Below are 18,683 nucleotides of genomic sequence, written 5' to 3' on the forward strand. Positions count from 1 at the left end.
ATTCCTCACCCGTCCGCCACTCGCCACCCATAAGAGCAAGCTCTTACTGTGCTGCCGTTCGACTTGCATGTGTTAGGCCTGCCGCCAGCGTTCACTCTGAGCCAGGATCAAACTCTTCACTTAAAATTACATGCCCGAAGGCAAATACTTTAGCTGCAGAAGTCCAACCACTGGCAACTTATCGCTTGCAAAGCAATTAATATGTTGCTTGATTAAACGTCTGCAAGATGGACAATCATCCTTCCTGCAGGCGTCCGCACAAATTACCTGCGCACACTGTCAAAGAACATTGGGAAGTGGCCTCAGCGCCGCTCCCGTCAGCTTCGTCGTTTCCGCCGAAGCGAGCCGCCCATTATAGCGGACTTTTTCTTGCCGTCAACACCTCATTTCGAGGTGGTTGACGCTGCTTCGTTTGAACCCGAAGGTTTTCTGCGAAGCGAGCCGGCCATATTAGCAGGCTTTTCGTCCTCGTCAACCCCTCGTGAAGAGGACGTTGCCGCCGCTGCACCTCCATCCGCCGTAGCGTCTTTCCGTGTAGCGAGCCGCCCATCATAGCCGGCTTTTTCGTTTCGTCAACACCCTGTGATGTTTTCGATTCGCCTCGTTCGTTGTTGCGATGCTTCGAGAAGCGCCGCCGTGCTGAGCGAGGCCGCGCAGTTTATCGAGACCACGCAGAAGTGCAAGCACTTTTTTGACATTGGCATGACATCGACTCCTATCCACGCGGGTACGGCACGCGCTGCGCACTCTGGCCAGTTCCCGCACGCATGCAGGCTGCAAGTTCACCGATCGACATCCAGAAACGTGACGCTGCGGTATCGATCGCTGGTTGGCTAGATGAAAATGCATGTGTCTAGACAGAGAGCGCCCTCATGCCCGCTTCCCGCAATCTGCTTCGCGATCTATCCCTGCCTGCGATGGCCGCCGGTTTTGTCACCGTGCTGGTGGGATTCGCCAGCTCTGCGGTGATCGTGTTCGAGGCAGCGCGCCATCTGGGCGCCGACCAGGCACAGCTTGCGTCGTGGATGTGGGCGCTGGGCATCGGCATGGGCGTGACGTGTATCGGCTTGTCGCTGCGCTACCGCGCGCCGGTGGTCACGGCCTGGTCCACGCCGGGTGCGGCGATGCTGATCGGCAGTGCGGCCGGGGTGCCATTACGCGAGGCGGTCGGTGCGTTTGTGGTGGCCGCGGTATTGGGGATGGTGGCCGGGTTTTCGGGATTCTTCGAACGGGCGATCCGGCGGGTTCCGATCTCCCTTGCCTCCGGGATGCTGGCCGGCGTGCTGTTGCGCTTCGGCCTGGACATCTTTGTGGCCATGCAGAGCCATGTGTTGCTGGCGCTGGCGATGTTGGCGACCTATCTGGGCGGGCGGCGCTGGTTTGCGCGCTATGCGGTGATTGCGACCTTGTTGGTGGGTATTGCGATCGCCGCCAGCAGCGGACTGCTGCGGCTGGGGGCCGTACACCTGCAACTGGCCCACCCGGTGCTGGTGGTGCCGTCGCTATCGTGGGCGGCGCTGTTCGGCCTGGCGATTCCGTTGTTTGTGGTGACCATGGCCTCGCAGAACGTGCCGGGCGTGGCGGTGATCCGGGCGTCCGGCTATGCGGTGCCGATCTCACCGACGGTCGGCTGGATCGGTGTGGTCAATGCAGTGCTGGCGCCGTTCGGCGGCTTTGCATTGAATCTGGCGGCGATTACTGCGGCGATCTGCATGGGCCGCGAAGCGCACGAAGATCCGGCTCGGCGCTACACCGCTGCGGTCAGCGCGGGCGTGTTCTACGTGGTGGTGGGGTTGTTCGGTGCGACCGTGGCAGCGGTGTTTGCGGCCTTCCCACGTGAACTGGTGATGGCGATCGCCGGGATCGCGCTATTAGGCACTATCGGAAATAGCCTGGCGGCGGCATTGCGCGAGGACAGCGAGCGCGAAGCGGCGTTGATCACCTTTCTGGTCACCGCCTCCGGGCTGACGCTGGGCGGGATCGGCGCGGCATTCTGGGGCTTGGTGGCCGGAACGATCACATTGCTGGCATTGCGGACGAAAGCAGCGCCTTAGCACGCGTGCCCGCTGATGGAGCGAGGTGCGGCAGGCGCATGCGCTGGCCATGCGGGTTGATCGCAGCGCCCTTAGCCCTTACTCCGGGTCGCGCAACTGCAGCAGCCAGTGCGCGGTGATGCTGCTGGGGCTGGGCAAGGGTTCGAGATGGAACTGGCGATACACCGGTGCGCCATCACGGGTGCGCAGCGGCAAGGTGACATAGGCGGCGCGGCCCAGGCGCAGCGCCTCTTCGAGCAGTTCGACCTTGCCACGGGCGGCATCGTCGTCCAGCAGGGCAAGGATGTCGCAACCGATCAAGTCGGCCACTTCGGTCTGGCTGAGTTCGGCGAACGCCGGGTTGACGAACATCAGCCGGTGCGCGGCGCCCTTGGCACCGCGTTCGATAATGGCCACCCCGTCGCGCAGCCGCGACAGCGAGGCTTCGAGCAGGGTGAAGTCCTGCTGGAAGCGCTTGCGTTCCATCAGTTCGATCAGCACGCGCAGGCTGCGCGCCGATTCCAGATGCAGCGGCGACCAACGCCGTGCGCGGCCGCGCACGGTCTGCTGCCACAGATCGAAACTCTTGCGCGGCGACAGCCGCGAATTGGGGATGTCCTGCAACTTGGCCAGCTGCGGGTTGCCGGCCCATTTGACCTGCTGCACCTGCTCGCGGCGGGTCCACAACAGGGCGCTACGCGATTGCGGCATCAGCGGCACGAAGATGAAACCGGCTGCCAGTGGGGCGAGGTCGGCCAACTCCGGGAACACCTCGCCGATGGCGTCCACATGCAGGGCGCCGACCGCATCCTCGCGCAGGGCGTCGTGGTGTTCGGATTCGAGATGTTCGCGGATGCGGCGCAACGCCTCTGCATCCGGCACGCTGCCATGACGGCTGATTTCATTGCCATGGAAGATCGCCACGCCATCGGCGTCGACCACGTCCATCAGGTCCGGGGCCATGTCGGCGAGCATGTCCACGGTCAGGTGCTCGGCGTCGTTGAAGTCGGTGATCAATTTTTCGCGGATGGTCAGCAGCACCGACTCCAGCCGCGCCCGCCCCACCGCCTGCAGCGCGCCGATGCGCCCGGCCAGCGCGCGGGTCACCGCATCGGTGGCATCGCGCATGGCATGGCTGGTGAAGTGCGGGCTGTAGTGGTGACAGGAAATCAGCCCCCACAGCGCATCGTTGACCACGATCGAGGACACCAGGGTGGCGCTGACGCCCATGTTGGCCAGGTATTCCAGATGCACCGGCGAGACGCTGCGCAGGCTGACATCGCTCAGATCCACCGGGGTGCCCAGGCGCGGATGCAAGGTGGGCTGGATCGGCGACGGCTGGTACCGCACATCGGCGATCTGGCGCACGCGGTTGCGCAGGTATAGCGCACGTGCCTGCGCCGGGATGTCGCTGGCCGGGTAGTGCAGGCCCAGATAGGCCTCCAGTTCGGGCTGGCGCGCTTCGGCGATGACGTCGCCATTCCACTCTTCGTCGAAGCGATACACCATCACGCGGTCGAAGCCGATCATGCTGCGCAGGCCCTTGGCCGCGCGCACCGCCGCTTCGTCGATGCCGGCATCGCGCTCGATGCTGCGCAACAGCGGCAGCGCTTCGCGCAGGGTGACATCCATCAGGCGCGCGTCGCGCGGCTCGATCTCGACCAGCCATTGCTCCGGATACAGATGCCAGGCGGCCACCCAGGGGTGGTCGGTCGGCGCGCTGCGCTGCGGGAAGCGCACATCGGCGTGCAGCAGGTGCTGCGGTTGATCGTCCACTGCGAACGGTTGCGCGTCGGGCAGTTCCAGCACCTGGGTGTACGGCGTGCCCAGCAGGGCATCCATCGGCACGCCGAGCAGGTCGGCGGCGGTGCTGCTGGCCTGCACGATGCGGCCATCGGCCGGTTCGATCACCAGCAACACGCCGTAGGGCTGGATCAGTCCGGGAATATGGATCGGTTCCTGCGCGCAGACATCCATATCCAGAGGTTCGGTGGGCTGATTCACGGCTGCGGCTCCGCTGCGAGGCAGGAATGGAAGTGGGCGAACATGGCCTGCGCGCCGCCGATGGCAGCGTCGCGTGCGGATGGGGTGGCCAGGCGCCGATCCAGCGCTGCCTGGAAGCGGCGCCAGCCGGCCGGGTCGCCGTCGGCCAGCTCGAAATAGCGCAGGGCGCCGGCCAGAGCGGGCTGCTGCTTGCGCAAGTTGCGCGCGATCACCCGTCCACCAAGCTGCGAGCCTTCGATGACGTACAACATGCCCCAGCGCGCGGCATCGTCGGCGCTGGCGGGCAGTGCGGCCGGCAGATCCGGTTGCTGGCCGAGCGCGCGCAGGTCATCGCGCAGTGCCGGCACGCGACGGCGGTAATGCCAGCCGTTGCCGACCAGGGTGGTCAGCCAGTTGCCGAGCTGCGCTTCGAAGCCGGCCAGCAAGGCGTGGTGGCGACGCAGGATCTGCCCATAGGCAGCCGAATCGACCTGCCCCTGCGCTAACGCCTGCATCAGCGGCACCGCTTCGACCAGGCGATGGGCATCCTGGGTGGCATGGCGCAGCGCGAGCGCAGCCGAGGGCGGAACTGCCAGGACGTCGGAAACCATAGGGGCTCAAGGCGGTGCCGCGGCACGAAGGACACCAGACTAGCAGTGCCTGCGCAAATCAGAAAAAGCAGACGCGAGCGCAAGCTGAATAGGTTGGCTTCACGTCTGCGCCGCGGGTGTGGTGCCGGCGCCGCGCGCGGCCCGTTTCCAGGCCATGCCCCAGCCTGCGGCCAGCAGGACAGCAGCCAGCAACCACGGCGCGCCCGGCAGATGCAGCGGCGCACCGCTGCCGATGAACCAGGCGAAGACATTGGCGAACAACAGTGGACCGACGATGCCGGCCAGGCTGACCAGACCGGTGAGCGCGCCCTGCACGCGACCTTGCGCGTCGGCGCCGACCTCACGGGTGATCAGGGCCTGCGCGGACGGTGCGGCAATGGCCCACAACGCACTGATCGGCACACCGATCAGGAAGGCAGTGCCGCTGTCGGCCAGCCCATAGATGATGAAGCCGATCACCCCGCAGCCCAGCCCCAGCAGCAACGCGCGGCGTTCGCCGAGCCGGCGCACCAGGCGGCCGACCAGCAGCGCATTGACGATGATGCTGCAGATACCGACCCCGGCCAGTACCCAGCTCACTTCGCGCGGGCCCCAATGGTATTGGTAACCGGCGAACAGCACGAAAATGCTGGGATAGACGTAATGCGCCAGGTTGGCCAGGAACACCACCGACGCCAGGCCGAACACCTGCGGGTAGCGGCGCAGCAGTTTGAGCGCGCCCAGCGGATTGGCGTGCGACCAGTCCAGCCGCGCGGTGCGGCGTTGGGCGGGCAGCGATTCGGGCAGCACGAACCAGCCATACAGCACGTTCAACAGGGCAAGCCCGGCGGCAAACCAGAACGGCCAGCGCAACCCGATGCTGCCCAGCCAACCGCCGATCAACGGGCCGGCGACAAAGCCGATGCCGAAGGCGGCACCAAGCATGCCGAATGCGCCGGCGCGTTTGTCCGGTGGGGTGACATCGGCGATGTAGGCATTGGCGGTGGAGAAGCTGGCCGAGCACACGCCGGAGATGACCCGCGCCAGCAGCAGCATCGGCAGGCTGTGGGCAATGGCCATCAGGATGAAGTCCAGGCCCAGGCCAAGGCACGAGAGCAGGATCACCGGGCGGCGACCGAAGCGGTCGGAGAGCGCGCCCTGCAACGGCGAGCAGACGAACTGGATGGCAGCGAACAGGAAGCCGAACCAGCCGATCCAGCCGGCGGCCACGACGTAGTCGCCACCGGTGAAGTGGCGCACCAGATCCGGGAGTACCGGAATGATGACCCCGAAGGACAGCACGTCGATCAGGACGGTGATGAAGATGAAGATCAGCGCGGCGCGGCGGCGCCCCGGGACGGGAGCGGAATCGGGAGAGAGGGACATCGCGCGGCGCAGTTGGGCGAAGCGGCGAGTGTAGCGAGGGATTGGGTGGTCGATGCTGGTGGCACGTGGTTGCTGGGAAACCTGCTGTCGTTCGGGCTGCATCAGGCTGCACCCAGACCCTCCCCCCCCCTTCGGGCCACCTTCTCCTCCATGAAGGACGACAATGTCCCGGTGGGAGAAGGATGCGTCGTTCGAGCCCTTCTCTCCCCGGAGCGAGAAGGCACGGCTGGCGCGCCACTGGCGCGCGTGCCCTGGAACGCCCGCACCGTAGGCGCGGCCGGGGCGCGGAGCGGGGGTTGGGGCGAGGGTACGGGGAAAAGCCACCGCAATGATTCCGAGTGCACGAGGCTTCGCACGCACCCTCATCCGCCCTACGGGCACCTTCCCTCCCCATGAAGGGGACAATGTCCCGGTGGGAGAAGGAAGCCTCTGCTGCTTTTATTGGCGTAGAAAGCAGCGCGGGCCTGGGCGGCTACTCGACGCTGATGGTCTGGGTCAGGGTGTGGCTGGCGCCGGGGGCGAGCTCGATGACGTCCGGGCCGGCATTGGCCGCTTCCAGGCAGACGTAGTCGCGCCAGCCCTCGCCCACGTCGGCCATCTTCTTGCCGGCGTCTTCGCCCGGGTTCCAGGCCACCAGCGAGCGGCTGCCTTCGGTGGCGATGACGATGCGGCGACCGAGCACCGGGTCGGTGAGCGTGTAGCGGCCGCCGGCGTTGGTGTAGATGCGGTCGCTACGACCGGGGTCGCGTGGGTCGCGCAGGCTCCAGTCGCCTTGCTGGCGGTGGGCGGTGGCGTAGTTCTCGTATTTATCCAGATAGTCCAGGCCATCCAGGCCCTGCACGCTGACCTTGAGCGCGTCGCCGACACGGAAGTAGTTGTGCAACGCCTGGGTGAAACGCACCGGGGCGACGCTGGTGTTTTCAGTGATCAGGCGTTGCTCCAGCGTGCGGCCGATGCGCAGGGTCATGCGCAGGCGCAGCGCCAGGTCGTCGAAGCGCGGCGGGGTGAGCGTGAGCACCACGGTGCCGTCGTCTTCGCGGTGGCTTTCGGTGAGTTGCCAGGCCACCGTGCGCACGAACCCGTGGGCGGGAACGTCGCCGGCCTGGTCCTGGCGGCCGAAATACGGCCAGCACACCGGCGCACCGCCGCGGATCGGGGTAGGCGGTTGCTGGGCGCTGGGCGAAAGCCACATCACGTCCTGTCCGCCCTCGGGCACGAACGAGAGCAGCTGGCCACCGAACAGGCTGATGGCGGCGGTGGAGAACGGGGTGTCGATCAGCAACGACGGAAACCCATGGAAATCGCCTGTGGTCAGGCCGGTGGTGTCGGACATGGGGGATGCCTTTTGGACGCTGGGGGATTGGGCGAAGGCCGGGTATGCGGCCGGCAGCTTGAACGCGGTGGCGCGCATGGCGGCGGCGCCGGCGACCGGCGGGGCGGCGCGCAACGCGGCGAGGATGCGTTGGCCCGGACGGCCGTCGGCCGGTTGCAGGCCCAGGCGGGTCTGCTCGACCTGGATGGCGCGGCGGGTGGCGCTGCCGACCATGCCGTCGGCCTCGCCGATCTGGTAGCCGCGGGCGAGCAGCAACTGCTGCAGTTCGCGTCGTTCGGGCCGGCCCAGGCCGGGATCGTCGGTAGGCCAGGCCGCGATCAGGCCCGCGCCGCCACGCAGGCGATCGGCGAGCAGGGCGATGGACAGCGCGTAACTTTCGGCGGCGTTGTAGGCGTAGATCGCGTCGTAGTTGCGGAACACCAGGAACGCCGGGCCGGTGGCGCCGGCCGGCAGCAGCAAGGCGGCCGGCGTTTCTGCCGGCAGCCCGGTTGGTGCCAGCGGTTTGCCGTCGGTGCCGAGCAGGCCGGCGCTTTGCCAGGCCTGCAGCGGTTGGCGGCGGGTGCGCCCGGCCTTGCTGGCGTCGAAACCGCGCGGCAGGGTGACTTCCATGCCCCACGGACGGGCGCGTTCCCAGCCGGCCTTGACCAGGTAGTTGGCGGTGGAGGCCAGTGCATCGGGAATGCTGGTCACCAGATCGCGGCGGCCGTCGCCGTCGCCATCCACCGCGATGCGGGCGTAGGTCGAAGGCATGAACTGGGTCTGCCCGAACGCGCCGGCCCAGGAGCCGGTGAGGCCGTCCGCCGACAGATCGCCTTGCTGCAGCAGGCTGAGCAAGGCGAGGAATTCGCCACGAAAGAACGGCTGGCGACGGCCCGCGCACGACAGCGTGGCCAGCGATACCAGCAGCGGGCGCTTACCGGTGACGCGGCCGTAATCGCTCTCCACGCCCCACACCGCCACGATGGTGGCTGGGTCCACGCCGGTTTGATCGGACAGGCGGCTGAGCAGTTCGCGGTGGGTGACCAGCATGGCCTGGCCATCGGTGACGCGCTGGCTGTCGACCAGGCTGGCCAGGTAGTCCCAGATGGGCGTGGTGAATTCGGGCTGCGCATCCAGCAGCGGCAGGACGCTGGAATCGGGCGCCAGCCCGGCGGTGAAGCGCTGAAAGCTGGCAGCGTCCACGCCCTTGGCAGCGGCCTGCGTCTGCAGGCCAGCCAGGCAGCGATCGAAGGCCGGATCGGCGCAGGCCGCCAGCGGCAGCAGTCCCAACACGAACGGCAACGCGCCCCGGGACAGCGTCATGGCGCGATGGCCGGCGGGTGGGCAGACGTCATGCGGTGAAGCGCTCCTGCGCGACAAGTCGGGCCGCCGAGCATAGCCAACCTGGGTGGTGGCAGGCGTGCAGGATGGCGATGCGTGATGCGTGATGCGTTCCTGGGTGAGGCCGGAGGCTCGATGCGAGCGATCGTGCCGCCGCTCCGACTGGCTCAGCTGCCGTCGCCGGCGATCCCGGTCAGCATCGACAGGGCCGGCGCGGTCGGGGCGTTTTCGGTCACTCGGCGGGTGCGGGCATGGCGCGGTGCATCGTGGCGCGGGCCGAAGCGAATCAGCGCGGTGGCCACGCACGCCGGCAGCACGATCGCGAACACGACCGCCGCCAGAAGCACCCATTGCCAGAGATTGAAGGTTGCCATGATCCAAGTCCCCCGCGGCGGAGTTCGCCTGGGCGGCAAGCTTCGGCGATCGGCTGCGAACGCGGCGTCGACAAGTAGGGGAGTGAAGACCGTTCGTCGGGCGAAACAGGCCTGGTGGGCCGCGCATCGAGGGGCGCGCGGCGGCTGGCGACGTCTGGTTGGGTGGGGGGCAACGGTCGACGTGGAGGATCAACGTGCGTCGAGGTAGAACCAGTGACCTGCCTCGCGCACGAAACGGCTGTGTTCGGTCATGCGGACTGCGCTGCCGCCACCGATGCGATAGCGTGCCAGGAAGACCACCTCGGCTGTTTCGGGGCCGGTATCGAGGGTGCGCTGCACGGTCAGGCCAAGCCAGGTGGTGCGCCCGCCTTCGTCCAGCGACAGCGCGGCCGGGCGCGTGGACGGATGCCAGCTGGCCAGCAGGTACGCAGCATCGCGGCGCACGTAGGCGCTGTAGCGCGCGCGCATCAACGTCTCGGCGTCGGGCGCGGCGGCACCGGCGTGATATGGGCCGCAACAACGTGCGTAATCGGCCGGGCGGCCGCAGGGACAGGGGTCGGTGGGTGTGGTCGGCATGCGGGGATTGTGCGGGATGGGATTGGGGATTGGGGATTGGGGATTGGGGATTGCGTTGCGAAGCGGGAAGCGGGAGCGGCGGCTATGCTGTCGCCCCCGTTGCGCGGAGCGTGGTCTTGCTGGAATTGATTCCCACCGAATTGCCGTGGCTGCTGTGCATTGCGTTCGTGGCCGGGTTGGTGGATGCGGCGGTCGGCGGTGGCGGATTGATCCAGTTGCCGGGGCTGTTTGCGACGCTGCCGCAGCAGGCGCCGTCGCTGATTCTCGGCACCAACAAGTTCAGCGCAATGTTCGGCACCGCTGCGTCGGCGTGGCGATACGCGCGCACGGTGCGCTTTCCGTGGCGGCCGGTGCTGTATGCCACCGCCGCGGCGTTTACGTTCTCGTTCCTGGGCGCGACCGCCGTCAGCCTGATGCCCAGGCAGGCGGTGCGGCCGCTGATTCTGATGCTGCTGATCGCGATGCTGATCTACACGCTGGTCAAGAAAGACTTCGGCGCACTGCATCGGCCACGTCAGGTCGGCCGGCGCGAACTGGCCACCGCGCTGGCGATGGGAGCGGCCATCGGCTTCTACGACGGGTTCTTCGGCCCCGGCACGGGCAGCTTCCTGATCTTTCTGTTCATTCGCTTTTTCGGACTGGATTTCCTGCGCGCCTCAGCGGCGGCGAAGGTGGTCAACCTGGCCACCAACCTTGCGGCGTTGTCGTTCTTCTTGCCCAGCGGGCAGGTGATGCTGGCGATCGGCCTGCCGATGGCGGCGGCGAACGTGGCCGGCGCGGTGGCCGGCACACGGATGGCGTTACGCGGAGGCACGCCATTGATCCGCAAATTGTTCCTGGTACTGGTGATCGTACTGATCGGCAAGATGGGCTGGGATCTGCTGCACTAATCACTGGAACCCGCTGCCAACGCAGCGTAGTCGAAACGGCGACGCCACCTGCAGATGGCGTCGCCCGTGCACTGTCTTCAGCGCTTGCCGCGCGACCGCGGGGCGCCTGCCTTGGCGCCGCGCGTTGTGGCCGGTGACGGTTTAGCCACCGCGCGCGTCGAGGTTGTCTTGCCGGCGCCGCGCGCTGGCTGACCAGTCGATGCGGCTGTTGCACGTGGCTTGGCTGCGGCAGTTTTCAATGCCGCAGATGCGGCGGCGACCTTCCTGGATGTGGCGTTGGATGCGCTTGTGGCCGCAATCGGCTTGCCCGGCGTTTTTGAAGACCGAGTGGTCTTGCCCACGTTGGACCTGGATGCGACTCCTGACGACACCGCCGGCACGCCCGCTGGGCGTTTGTCCGATGCCGGCTTGCCAGCCAGAGCAGGAGTGCGCGAAGGCGATTTCTTCGGGCGTTTTGCTTGAGGCTGTGCCGCAGCGCGCGTGGAAGATGCGGTCTTGGCGGTCTTGTTCTGCTTGCTCGTCGTCGCGACTGCCGGCTTGCGCTGACCAGTCTGCGTTTCCTGCGCTGCGGGCGGGGTCTCCTCCGTCGCAGGCGATGCCGTGTGCATTGGGACGCCGTTGGTTGCCATGCCATCTGCGCTTGCAGCGCCCTGCACTCCTGCTGACTCGGCCGCAGCCTCGATCGACGGCGCAGCGTCAGTGGCATCGGCAACTGCCGGCTCATCGCCGCGCGAGCGCTCCGGCAGCTTCAATCGCTGTGCCTGCTCGTCGTATTCGATCAGCAACACGCCGGAGTTATGACGGCCGCTGATTTCGACAAAGCACGCACCACCGATGAAGGGCTCCAAGGTCATCACCGACTTCAACGGCGTGGCCACCACCATCTGGAAGCCGAAGTTCTCGAAGATATTCATCGCCAGTGCGGTGAATTCGTTGTCGGCCTTGTCGAAGGCTTCGTCCAGCACTACCGCGCAGTAGCGCGGCAGTTCGCCGTCTTCGCCGCCGAGCTGGTAACGCAGCGCGGCCGCCAGGCACGTGGTTGCCAGTTTCTGGCGCTGACCGCCGGACTTGCCGGCGCCGCTGCGGTAGATCTCCACCTGCGCGCGCGTCTGTGCGTCCAGTTCCACACCGATGAACTCCACATGCAGGCGCACATCCAGCACCTGTTCGCGCCAGCGGCGTGCCTCCGGTTCCTGCGCGCCCAGGCGTGCCACCAGCGCACGCAAGGTGGAAAACTGCGCTTCGGCCAGGGCACGGTCTTCGGTCTGTTGATGCGACAGCACCGCGCGCAACTGCTGCTGGAATTCCTGCACCTCGGCCAGGCGGCGGTCGCCGACCTCGATGGTCAGCACGGTGTCGCGATTGAACGGCACCTGCTCCAGACTGGCGTTGACCTCGTCCATGCGCTGCTTGATGCCCTTGTGGGCTTCGGCGGTGTGGCGCTGCAAGGCCAGCAGGTTGTTCTTGCTCTGGGTCTGCAACAGGTCGAAGAAACGATGCTCGTGACGCGGCAGGCCATCGCTTTCCAGCCGGTCCAGACGCGCTAGGAAATCGTCGGCGCTGGCAAGGCTCACGGTGAAATCGCCGCTGTCTTCGGGCCATTGCTGGCAATACTTGCGGAAGCACTCCAGCAACTGCGCGCTGAGCCGGCTGTCGCGGCCCTGGCTGTCGGCCAGCTGCTCGGCCAGGCCACGTTCGACCACGCGGAAATGCGCTTCCAGATTGTCCAGCGACAGCGGCGTCAATGCGGCAAGCCGTTCCCGCAAGCCCTGCAACTGGGTGGGCGTGAGCGTGGCGGAACCTGCGCGGCCCGCGCAGGCCGCCTGCTGCTGTTCGAGCCGCACGCGCTCGCGCGCCAGTTGCGCGCGCTCCAGCCGCACATCTTCGTAGGTGCGCTTGGCCTGTTCGCGCAGGGTGCGTGCGGTGTCGATGGCCTGGCCGAGCGCACGCAGGCCGCTGTTGCCTTCGCGCAGCTGCACCAACTGTTCGTCGATATCGCTCAGGCGCTGCAGCTTGGGGCCGACGTCGATCTCGTCCCAGTCGCGCTCCACCAGGGTGTGCGCGGCCAGTTGGCGTTCCTGGTCCTGCTCACGCTGCTTGCGCAGCGCTGCCACATCGGCATCGCAGCTGGCGATGCGCTGAGCCAGCGTCTGCGCTTCGCGTTCGAACACCTTGAGCTTGTCGCGGTTGTCGTGACCGAGCAGCCAACGCTTGCGGTCGTTGACCGCGTGGCGGTCGTCCTTCTCATAGCGATCGCCAGGATGCTTGACCTGGCCCTCGCGGGTGATTGCGCGGTCGGCGTTGCGCAGCGCTGCGGCGTTGTCCACGCAGGCGTAGTCGAAACGGCGGGTCAGCTCGTTGCGCAGCCATTCGGTAAAGGCGTGCTCGCGCAATTGCAGCTTGCCGGGCAGCGCGCCGGGATCGACCCGCCGCGAATGCAGCTCGTCGTTGCGGCGCACACGGAAGTACACCAGGCGCGTACCGATATGGGTGCGGTTGACCCATTCGCTGACCTGCGCGTAATGCCGCTCGTCCACCAGCAGCGATTGCGCAAAGCCGTGCAACACACGCTCGATCGCGCCGCGCCAGGCCGTCTGGTCCTCGCGTACCTGCACCAGCTCGCCAACGAACGGCAGCGCGGCCTCGGCAATGCCGGTGTCTTCGCACAGCCGCGCGCGCAAGGCCTGCATCGGTGCCGGCATGCTCGATGGCGCGCGTTTCAGGGCCTCCAGTTCGGTGCGGATTTCGGCAAAGCGGCGCTCGTCGTCGCGCCGCGCACCCATGCGCTCGGCGATGGCGTCATCCAGCGCGCTGGCGTCGTGCTTGCCGTTATCCAGCACGGTCTGCGCATGCGCAATCTGCGCGGCAAAGCCGCTGGCGCCGGCCGCCAGGGCGGTACCGAGCTGGCGGCAGGCCTGTTCGATCTGTGCACGGCGGCGCAGGCGTTCGTCGCGCTCGCGCTCGACGCGTGCGCGTTCGCGTTCCAGTTCTTCGACCTGCTCGCCCCCGGCGGCGCGCTGCTCGCGCTCCAGGCCGACCAGTTTTTGTTCGTGGTTATCCAGCGATTCGCGGCGCTGGCCTTCTTCGCCGGCCAGTCCACGGTCCTGGTTGTCCAGCTCCTGCAGCCGCTCCTCCAGCAAGGCCAGCCGCTGCTGCTCGCGGTAGCTGTCCACGCCCAGCTGCAACTCGCGCAACTCGCCGACGCTGTGGCGCAGCGCCATCAGCGCCGCGTGGTGCTCGCGCGCAGGGGTCAGGGTTTCCACCTGGCGCCGGGCGGTGACCACCGCATGGTGCGCGCCATCGAGCTCGGCAAAATCTTCCACCAGCCGGTCGGCCGCTTCGAAGGTCCGCGGCTCGTCCAGCATGAAACCGCGCAGGAATGCATTGAGATCGCCCAGGTTCTTGGCCGACTGGGTCTTGTGCAACAGCCGCAGCGCCATCTCGTTGCCGATGCCCAGCGCATGCCGGAAGCGTTCGGCATAGCCGGCGAAGCCGTCGAAATGCGCAACTTCATCGCCCAATCGCGCCTTGAGCTTGCGCAGGTCGAGATCGAAGCCATCCAGCTCGGTCGCCACGTCGAAACGGCGTGGCGCGACCATGTAGTGACGCCGCACATCGGCCGCCGCGTTACCGCTGCCGGCGATCCAGAACAACCGGATCAGGCTCACCGTCTGGCCATGCGCGTTCGCGTACTCCAACACCAATGCGGTCCAGGTGGCGCCCTTGCGCAGGTATTGCGTGGCGATTTCGCCGGACGCGCTGTCCTGCTGATCGGCCCACGCACCGCGTACATACGACACCAGACTCCGATCGCGCCCACTGCGTTCGGCTTCGCGCGCGGCAGCGTTGAAGTCGACGATGCTCGGCGGCGTCAACAATGCCGACATCGCATCCAGCAAGGTGGACTTGCCCGAGCCCGAACGCCCAACGAACAGGAAGCCCTTCTGCGCGATTGGCACTTCGGTCAGCCCATTGAAGGTGCCCCAGTTGTGCACCTGCAAGCGCCGCATGCGGAACTGCTGCGCACGTTGCTCGGCGAGCGTCTCGGCAAACAAGGAGGCACCCGGCTGCGCCGGCGACAGATTGGACTGGGAATTCATTGCTCACTCACCAAAAACGAAACGAAAGAGACGCCAAGGACAGACCATCACGAGCGGTGAAGCAGTTCCTTGTGGTGCGGTGTTACGGGAAGAACTTGAGCAGGGTAGCGAATGGAGTGCATGGACGGCCTCGCGACCAGGGTCGTTCCTACACAAACAGGTGCCTTGGACCGGGTTGTGCGAAGGTCGCGCGCATGCGACAGAAAATTGCGGTCCTTGGAGCACCTGCACCACCCACTTTTTCGACATCGGCCGATCGCGACCACCATCACCCCGTCTCCGTTACCGCATCCCAGCCTTACTGCTTTGCTGTTGCTGTTGCTGTTGCTGTTGCTTCTGCAGTTTGCATGTCGGGGCCCCATGCCGCAGCGGCAAGGCCGGCAGAGACAACCCGCAGGGCGGCGCGCATGGATGCGCGACGTTTTTGTAAGGGACATGGATGTCCCTTACAAAAATTTCTGCCGGACTTGCGCACCCGCAGCGCCGCAGGCGCGCAGGGCGCGAGGACGGGGTGTGCTTTCTTTTGGTTACTTTTCTTTGCACAAGCAAAGAAAAGTGACTCGCGCCCGCAAGGGCGTGAAAGCTTTGCTCTACCAAATACAACCCGTAACACTTCAAGTACCGCCTGACACCAGCCCCTCATCCGCCCTGCGGGCACCTTCTCCCCCATGAAGGAGGACAATGTCCCGGAGAGAGAAGGGAGATCCAAGAGGCATCAATCCAGCGCAACCTCGCCCTCACGGAGCTCCCGATACGCCACCACCAAGGCCTGCACATCTTCTGCCGAAAATAACAGCTTCAACACCGGCGACACTTCATAGCGCTCCTCGCTGCCGCGCAAGCGCGACAGCAACTGGTTGTCGCGCATCTTGCCGATCGCCGTCATCACCCGCCGCGCGAAGCCCGCCCGATCGGTGGATACGTTCTTTTCGTACACCGACAAGGCTTCCACCAACTGCGCCTCGTCCACCACTGCACGCTCGCCGCGCGTGTCGGCCTCGGCCAGTTGCTGGCGCAGGAACAGCAGCAACACCGACTCGATAAACGTCAGCGGCGCACTGCGCAGCAGCGTGGGCGATTCCAGCTCTGCGGTGTCGGCCTGACGGGTAAAGGCCACCCCGCCCTCGCGGTCGAGCACCAACTCCAGAAACAGTTCGCACAGCACCTGGCGGATCGCCACCTCGTTGCGCAACAACGCCGGCCACAGCGCGCCGTGACGTTGCGCATCGATGCTGGGCCCTGCCAGCAACTGGCACAGCGCACGCCGCGCATCGAACGGCAGCGTGCCGGTGTCGCCCAAAAACAGCTCGCCGCGCGGCTCGGCACTGGATGTTTGCGCCATCGGCATGCGGTCGTCGATGGCCGGCGCCCCGGTGTCCTCGTCGGTGTATAGGCCAGTGTCCTCAGACCAGTTCATTGCGTTTCTCCCGGGTAAACCACACCAAGGGAATGCGTGCGCGCCGCACGGCGCCGTCGCTGCCTTCCCATTGCACCGTTTCCATCTGTCCTTCGATCACCATGCCGTGGCGCGTGCCCAGCGACAGGTATCCGATCACGCTGCCCAGGCCCTGCACGGCCGGGCGTTGTTGCAAGGCGTCGCCGATGGTCAGCCGCGGGCGTTGGCCGAGCAGCTCATGCAGGTCGTTGCGCAGGCTGCGCACATCGATCTCCGATTGCGCGACCAGATCGCCCACGCTGTCCAGCGAGATCTCGGCCGCGTCGGCGGCCTGCACGCGTCCATCGACCTGGGTGAGCCGTGGATCGTGCAGCCGCCATTGCGACAACGAGCGCAGGCGGCTGCTGCTGAGCGGCTGCGTATAGCCGGTGGCGGTGGTGGCGTGCAGGCTGTCGCGCAATTGCAAGGCTTCGCCCTGCGCCTGCTTGAGCAATTGATTGAGCCGGCGCTGTTCCAGATACCCACGGCTTTGCACGAAACCGCGCAGGCTGCGCGCGAAATGCTGCATCACCGTGTGCACCTCGCCACCGCGCTCCAGCAGCGTGCCGGTCAGCCCGCGCAAGAAGGCGCGTTCGCGGCGATCGAGCTTGCGGGCAAACCCACGGGCAAGCAGCGCATCCAGCGCCTGGTCGAGTTGGCTGCTTTGCTGGGTGTCGTTGAGCAGGCTCCAGAACGCCTCGAAGGTGCGCCCGGCTTCGCTGTCTGCAATCACGTCCACGCCGTCGAACAGTTGTTCGAGCACGTCGCCGCGCGCGCCTTCGTCGTCGATGATGCGCTCGCGGAATTGGCGGTTGAGCTGCTCGAAGTCGTCGCGCACGCGATGGAAATCTTCGGCCAGCTCGTCGGAGAGATGGATCAGGTCGCGTGCACGTTCCAGCGCGCGCTTGCCGTCCAGCGCCGCCACGCGGCCGGAGGCCACGCGTTCGATCTCGGCATCGATGCGCGCACGTTCGTCGCGCAGCGCGGCCAGCCGGAGCTCTGGATCGGCTTCGGTCTGTCCGGCCAACTGCACCAGTTGCTGGATCACCAGCGACAGGCGGCTTTCGGTGGCGCTGCTGCTGCTTTCGCGCAGGCCGACGATGAAGCGGATGGCCTGGGTCGCGGCACGCGAGAGTTCGTATTCTTCTTCGGCTGCGCCTTCCGGCAGGCGGCGTTCCAACCAGCCCTGTGCCAACCAATGCGCAAGATACGCCTGTGCGGTGCGCGGCAGTTCACGCGAGAGCTCGTCGGCGCGCAAGGCGTCGAGCTGGCGCTGCAAACGCGCGTGCAACACCGCCGAAGGCAGGCGGCGTTCGCCATCCATCAGCACCGTCTGCAGCAGGCCGATCAGTTCGGGTGCGTGGTCGGCGGCAAGCAGTTTCCATACCGGCTGCTCGCGCAGTTGCCGATAGCCGGCGATACGGGCCTGGTGCTTCATGGGCGCTGCCGCGACTGCCTCAACGCTTGCCGCCCACTTCGATGAACTGCAGGAATTCGGCGCGGGTGCGCGCGTCCTCGCGGAAGCTGCCCAGCATCTTGGAGGTCACCATGCTGACGCCGCGCTTGTGGATGCCGCGGGTGGTCATGCACTCGTGCGCGCCTTCCACCACCACGCCCACGCCAAGCGGCTGCAGCACGTCCTGGATGCATTGGGCGATCTGCGCGGTCATCTTTTCCTGCACCTGGAAGCGGCGCGCATAGCTTTCCACCACGCGCGCCAGCTTGCTGATGCCGACGACCTTGCCACGCGGCAGATAGCCCACGTGCACCTTGCCGATGATCGGCGCCATGTGGTGCTCGCAATGGCTTTCGTAGGAAATGTCGCGCAGCACGATCAACTCGTCGTAGCCGGCCACTTCCTCGAACGTGCGTTCCAGGTATTCGCGCGGTTCGTCCCGATAGCCGCTGAACCAGTCGCCGTAGGCTTCGGCCACCCGGCGCGGTGTGTCCAGCAGGCCCTCACGCGTGGGATCTTCGCCCGCCCAGCGCAACAGGGTGCGCACGGCCTCTTCGGCCTGGGTCTGGGTCACGGGGGAATCGGGCTGGTTGGACTGGCTCATGCGCAGGTTCACCCAAAGGGGGCGAGCATGGTACCTGAGGACTGCCCGGCCGCCCCAGTGGCGGTTGCGCCAGCATGCGGATATTCAGTGACTACTGATTCATTTATGAATTGATAGCATCCTATCTATTATGAAAACCGCTCTTTCTCCACGCGCCCAGCTCAGTTCCGGCCTGCTGGTGGCCGCCCGTCAGTGGCAACGCTTGGCCGACCAGGCGTTCTCCGAGTTCGACCTGTCCAGCGCCTGCACCGGGCCATTGCTGATGATCGGGCGCTCCGGCGGCGGCATCCGTCAGGTGGCGCTGGCCCAGCAACTGGGCATGGAAGGCCCCTCGCTGGTGCGCTTGCTGGACAAGTTGGCCGCGCAGGGCCTGCTGCGCCGCGAGGCCGACAGCAGCGACCGCCGCGCCAACCAGCTGTGGCTCACCGATGCAGGCCAGGCGCTGGTTGGCCAGATCGAGATCCGCCTGGACGCACTGCGTGCGCAGGTGTTTGGCGCACTCAGCGATGCCGACGTGCAGGTGGTACTGACCTTGTGGGAGCAGATCGCGCAGGCGCATGCGCGGCTGAGCCAGGCCGACTGAGTCGGCTGTCGGCGTCGCGC

The 18,683-nt window shown here is 66.5% G+C and carries 13 protein-coding genes and 1 rRNA gene (1 of these 14 cut by a window edge); 3 read left to right on the plus strand and 11 right to left on the minus strand.

Annotated elements, in window-relative coordinates; genetic code table 11:
* Positions 1-123 (minus strand): 16S ribosomal RNA (locus AMD14_RS21935); it reaches 1,424 nt to the left of the window's first position.
* A gap of 749 nt (positions 124-872) precedes the next feature.
* Between AMD14_RS21935 and AMD14_RS21945 the strand changes: the two genes are divergently transcribed.
* Entirely contained in the window at positions 873-2,054 is a 1,182-nt protein-coding gene (locus tag AMD14_RS21945) for a benzoate/H(+) symporter BenE family transporter (protein ID WP_011052873.1), read from the plus strand.
* A 78-nt stretch (positions 2,055-2,132) separates the two neighbouring features.
* Here AMD14_RS21945 and bphP read toward each other — a convergent pair whose 3' ends face one another.
* The 6 genes from bphP to AMD14_RS21975 form a co-directional block, all read right to left on the minus strand.
* Positions 2,133-4,037: a bacteriophytochrome BphP gene (gene bphP / locus AMD14_RS21950; protein WP_011052874.1), complete on the minus strand. Its 1,905-nt coding sequence runs from the start codon at positions 4,035-4,037 to the stop codon at positions 2,133-2,135.
* On the minus strand, positions 4,034-4,627 hold the full coding sequence (locus tag AMD14_RS21955) for a biliverdin-producing heme oxygenase (RefSeq protein ID WP_015472894.1): 594 nt from the start codon (positions 4,625-4,627) through the stop codon (positions 4,034-4,036). The genes bphP and AMD14_RS21955 overlap by 4 nt, the downstream gene beginning before the upstream one ends.
* 99 nt (positions 4,628-4,726) lie before the next feature.
* A complete protein-coding gene (locus tag AMD14_RS21960) occupies positions 4,727-5,992 on the minus strand; it encodes a TCR/Tet family MFS transporter (protein WP_011052876.1) in 1,266 nt (421 codons plus the stop codon).
* Positions 5,993-6,464: 472 nt separating this feature from the next.
* The gene (locus AMD14_RS21965) at positions 6,465-8,627 is read right to left on the minus strand and encodes a lytic murein transglycosylase (RefSeq protein WP_011052877.1); all 2,163 of its coding nucleotides are present in this window, start codon (positions 8,625-8,627) and stop codon (positions 6,465-6,467) included.
* A 185-nt stretch (positions 8,628-8,812) separates the two neighbouring features.
* Positions 8,813-9,019, minus strand: a complete 207-nt coding sequence (locus AMD14_RS21970) for a hypothetical protein (RefSeq protein WP_003489363.1) — start codon at positions 9,017-9,019, stop codon at positions 8,813-8,815.
* Between the two features lie 189 nt (positions 9,020-9,208).
* On the minus strand, positions 9,209-9,595 hold the full coding sequence (locus AMD14_RS21975; RefSeq protein ID WP_005931279.1) for a YchJ family protein: 387 nt from the start codon (positions 9,593-9,595) through the stop codon (positions 9,209-9,211).
* A 110-nt stretch (positions 9,596-9,705) separates the two neighbouring features.
* Here AMD14_RS21975 and AMD14_RS21980 point away from each other — a divergent pair, with 110 nt between their 5' ends.
* Entirely contained in the window at positions 9,706-10,485 is a 780-nt protein-coding gene (locus AMD14_RS21980) for a sulfite exporter TauE/SafE family protein (RefSeq protein ID WP_005931282.1), read from the plus strand.
* Between the two features lie 77 nt (positions 10,486-10,562).
* Here the strand turns inward: AMD14_RS21980 and AMD14_RS21985 are convergent, their stop codons facing one another.
* The 4 genes from AMD14_RS21985 to folE form a co-directional block, all read right to left on the minus strand.
* The gene (locus AMD14_RS21985; protein ID WP_011052878.1) at positions 10,563-14,585 is read right to left on the minus strand and encodes an SbcC/MukB-like Walker B domain-containing protein; all 4,023 of its coding nucleotides are present in this window, start codon (positions 14,583-14,585) and stop codon (positions 10,563-10,565) included.
* 715 nt (positions 14,586-15,300) lie between these two features.
* Positions 15,301-16,002 (minus strand): DUF4194 domain-containing protein, encoded by a 702-nt coding sequence (locus AMD14_RS21990; protein WP_015463796.1) that lies wholly within the window; start codon positions 16,000-16,002, stop codon positions 15,301-15,303.
* On the minus strand, positions 15,989-17,458 hold the full coding sequence (locus AMD14_RS21995; protein ID WP_011052880.1) for a DUF3375 domain-containing protein: 1,470 nt from the start codon (positions 17,456-17,458) through the stop codon (positions 15,989-15,991). Before AMD14_RS21995 ends, AMD14_RS21990 begins: the two co-directional genes overlap by 14 nt.
* A 19-nt stretch (positions 17,459-17,477) precedes the next feature.
* Positions 17,478-18,080 carry a GTP cyclohydrolase I FolE gene (gene folE, locus AMD14_RS22000; RefSeq protein WP_003489347.1) on the minus strand — a complete coding sequence of 201 codons (603 nt, stop codon included), beginning with the start codon at positions 18,078-18,080 and terminating at the stop codon, positions 17,478-17,480.
* Positions 18,081-18,210: 130 nt separating this feature from the next.
* Between folE and AMD14_RS22005 the strand changes: the two genes are divergently transcribed.
* Entirely contained in the window at positions 18,211-18,663 is a 453-nt protein-coding gene (locus tag AMD14_RS22005; RefSeq protein ID WP_005916644.1) for a MarR family winged helix-turn-helix transcriptional regulator, read from the plus strand.
* Positions 18,664-18,683: the final 20 nt, after the last annotated feature.

This window comes from Xanthomonas citri pv. citri, assembly GCF_000961215.1.
GTDB lineage: Bacteria > Pseudomonadota > Gammaproteobacteria > Xanthomonadales > Xanthomonadaceae > Xanthomonas > Xanthomonas cissicola.

What these genes read in the sequence shown, in the direction of transcription:
- AMD14_RS21945 (WP_011052873.1), top strand. Translation starts at nt 873, where the DNA reads ATGCCCGCTTCCCGCAATCTGCTTCGCGATCTATCCCTGCCTGCGATG.
- AMD14_RS21955 (WP_015472894.1), bottom strand. Translation starts at nt 4,627, where the DNA reads ATGGTTTCCGACGTCCTGGCAGTTCCGCCCTCGGCTGCGCTCGCGCTG.
- AMD14_RS21960 (WP_011052876.1), bottom strand. Translation starts at nt 5,992, where the DNA reads ATGTCCCTCTCTCCCGATTCCGCTCCCGTCCCGGGGCGCCGCCGCGCC.
- AMD14_RS21965 (WP_011052877.1), bottom strand. Translation starts at nt 8,627, where the DNA reads ATGACGCTGTCCCGGGGCGCGTTGCCGTTCGTGTTGGGACTGCTGCCG.
- AMD14_RS21970 (WP_003489363.1), bottom strand. Translation starts at nt 9,019, where the DNA reads ATGGCAACCTTCAATCTCTGGCAATGGGTGCTTCTGGCGGCGGTCGTG.
- AMD14_RS21975 (WP_005931279.1), bottom strand. Translation starts at nt 9,595, where the DNA reads ATGCCGACCACACCCACCGACCCCTGTCCCTGCGGCCGCCCGGCCGAT.
- AMD14_RS21985 (WP_011052878.1), bottom strand. Translation starts at nt 14,585, where the DNA reads ATGAATTCCCAGTCCAATCTGTCGCCGGCGCAGCCGGGTGCCTCCTTG.
- AMD14_RS21990 (WP_015463796.1), bottom strand. Translation starts at nt 16,002, where the DNA reads ATGAACTGGTCTGAGGACACTGGCCTATACACCGACGAGGACACCGGG.
- AMD14_RS21995 (WP_011052880.1), bottom strand. Translation starts at nt 17,458, where the DNA reads ATGAAGCACCAGGCCCGTATCGCCGGCTATCGGCAACTGCGCGAGCAG.
- folE (WP_003489347.1), bottom strand. Translation starts at nt 18,080, where the DNA reads ATGAGCCAGTCCAACCAGCCCGATTCCCCCGTGACCCAGACCCAGGCC.
- AMD14_RS22005 (WP_005916644.1), top strand. Translation starts at nt 18,211, where the DNA reads ATGAAAACCGCTCTTTCTCCACGCGCCCAGCTCAGTTCCGGCCTGCTG.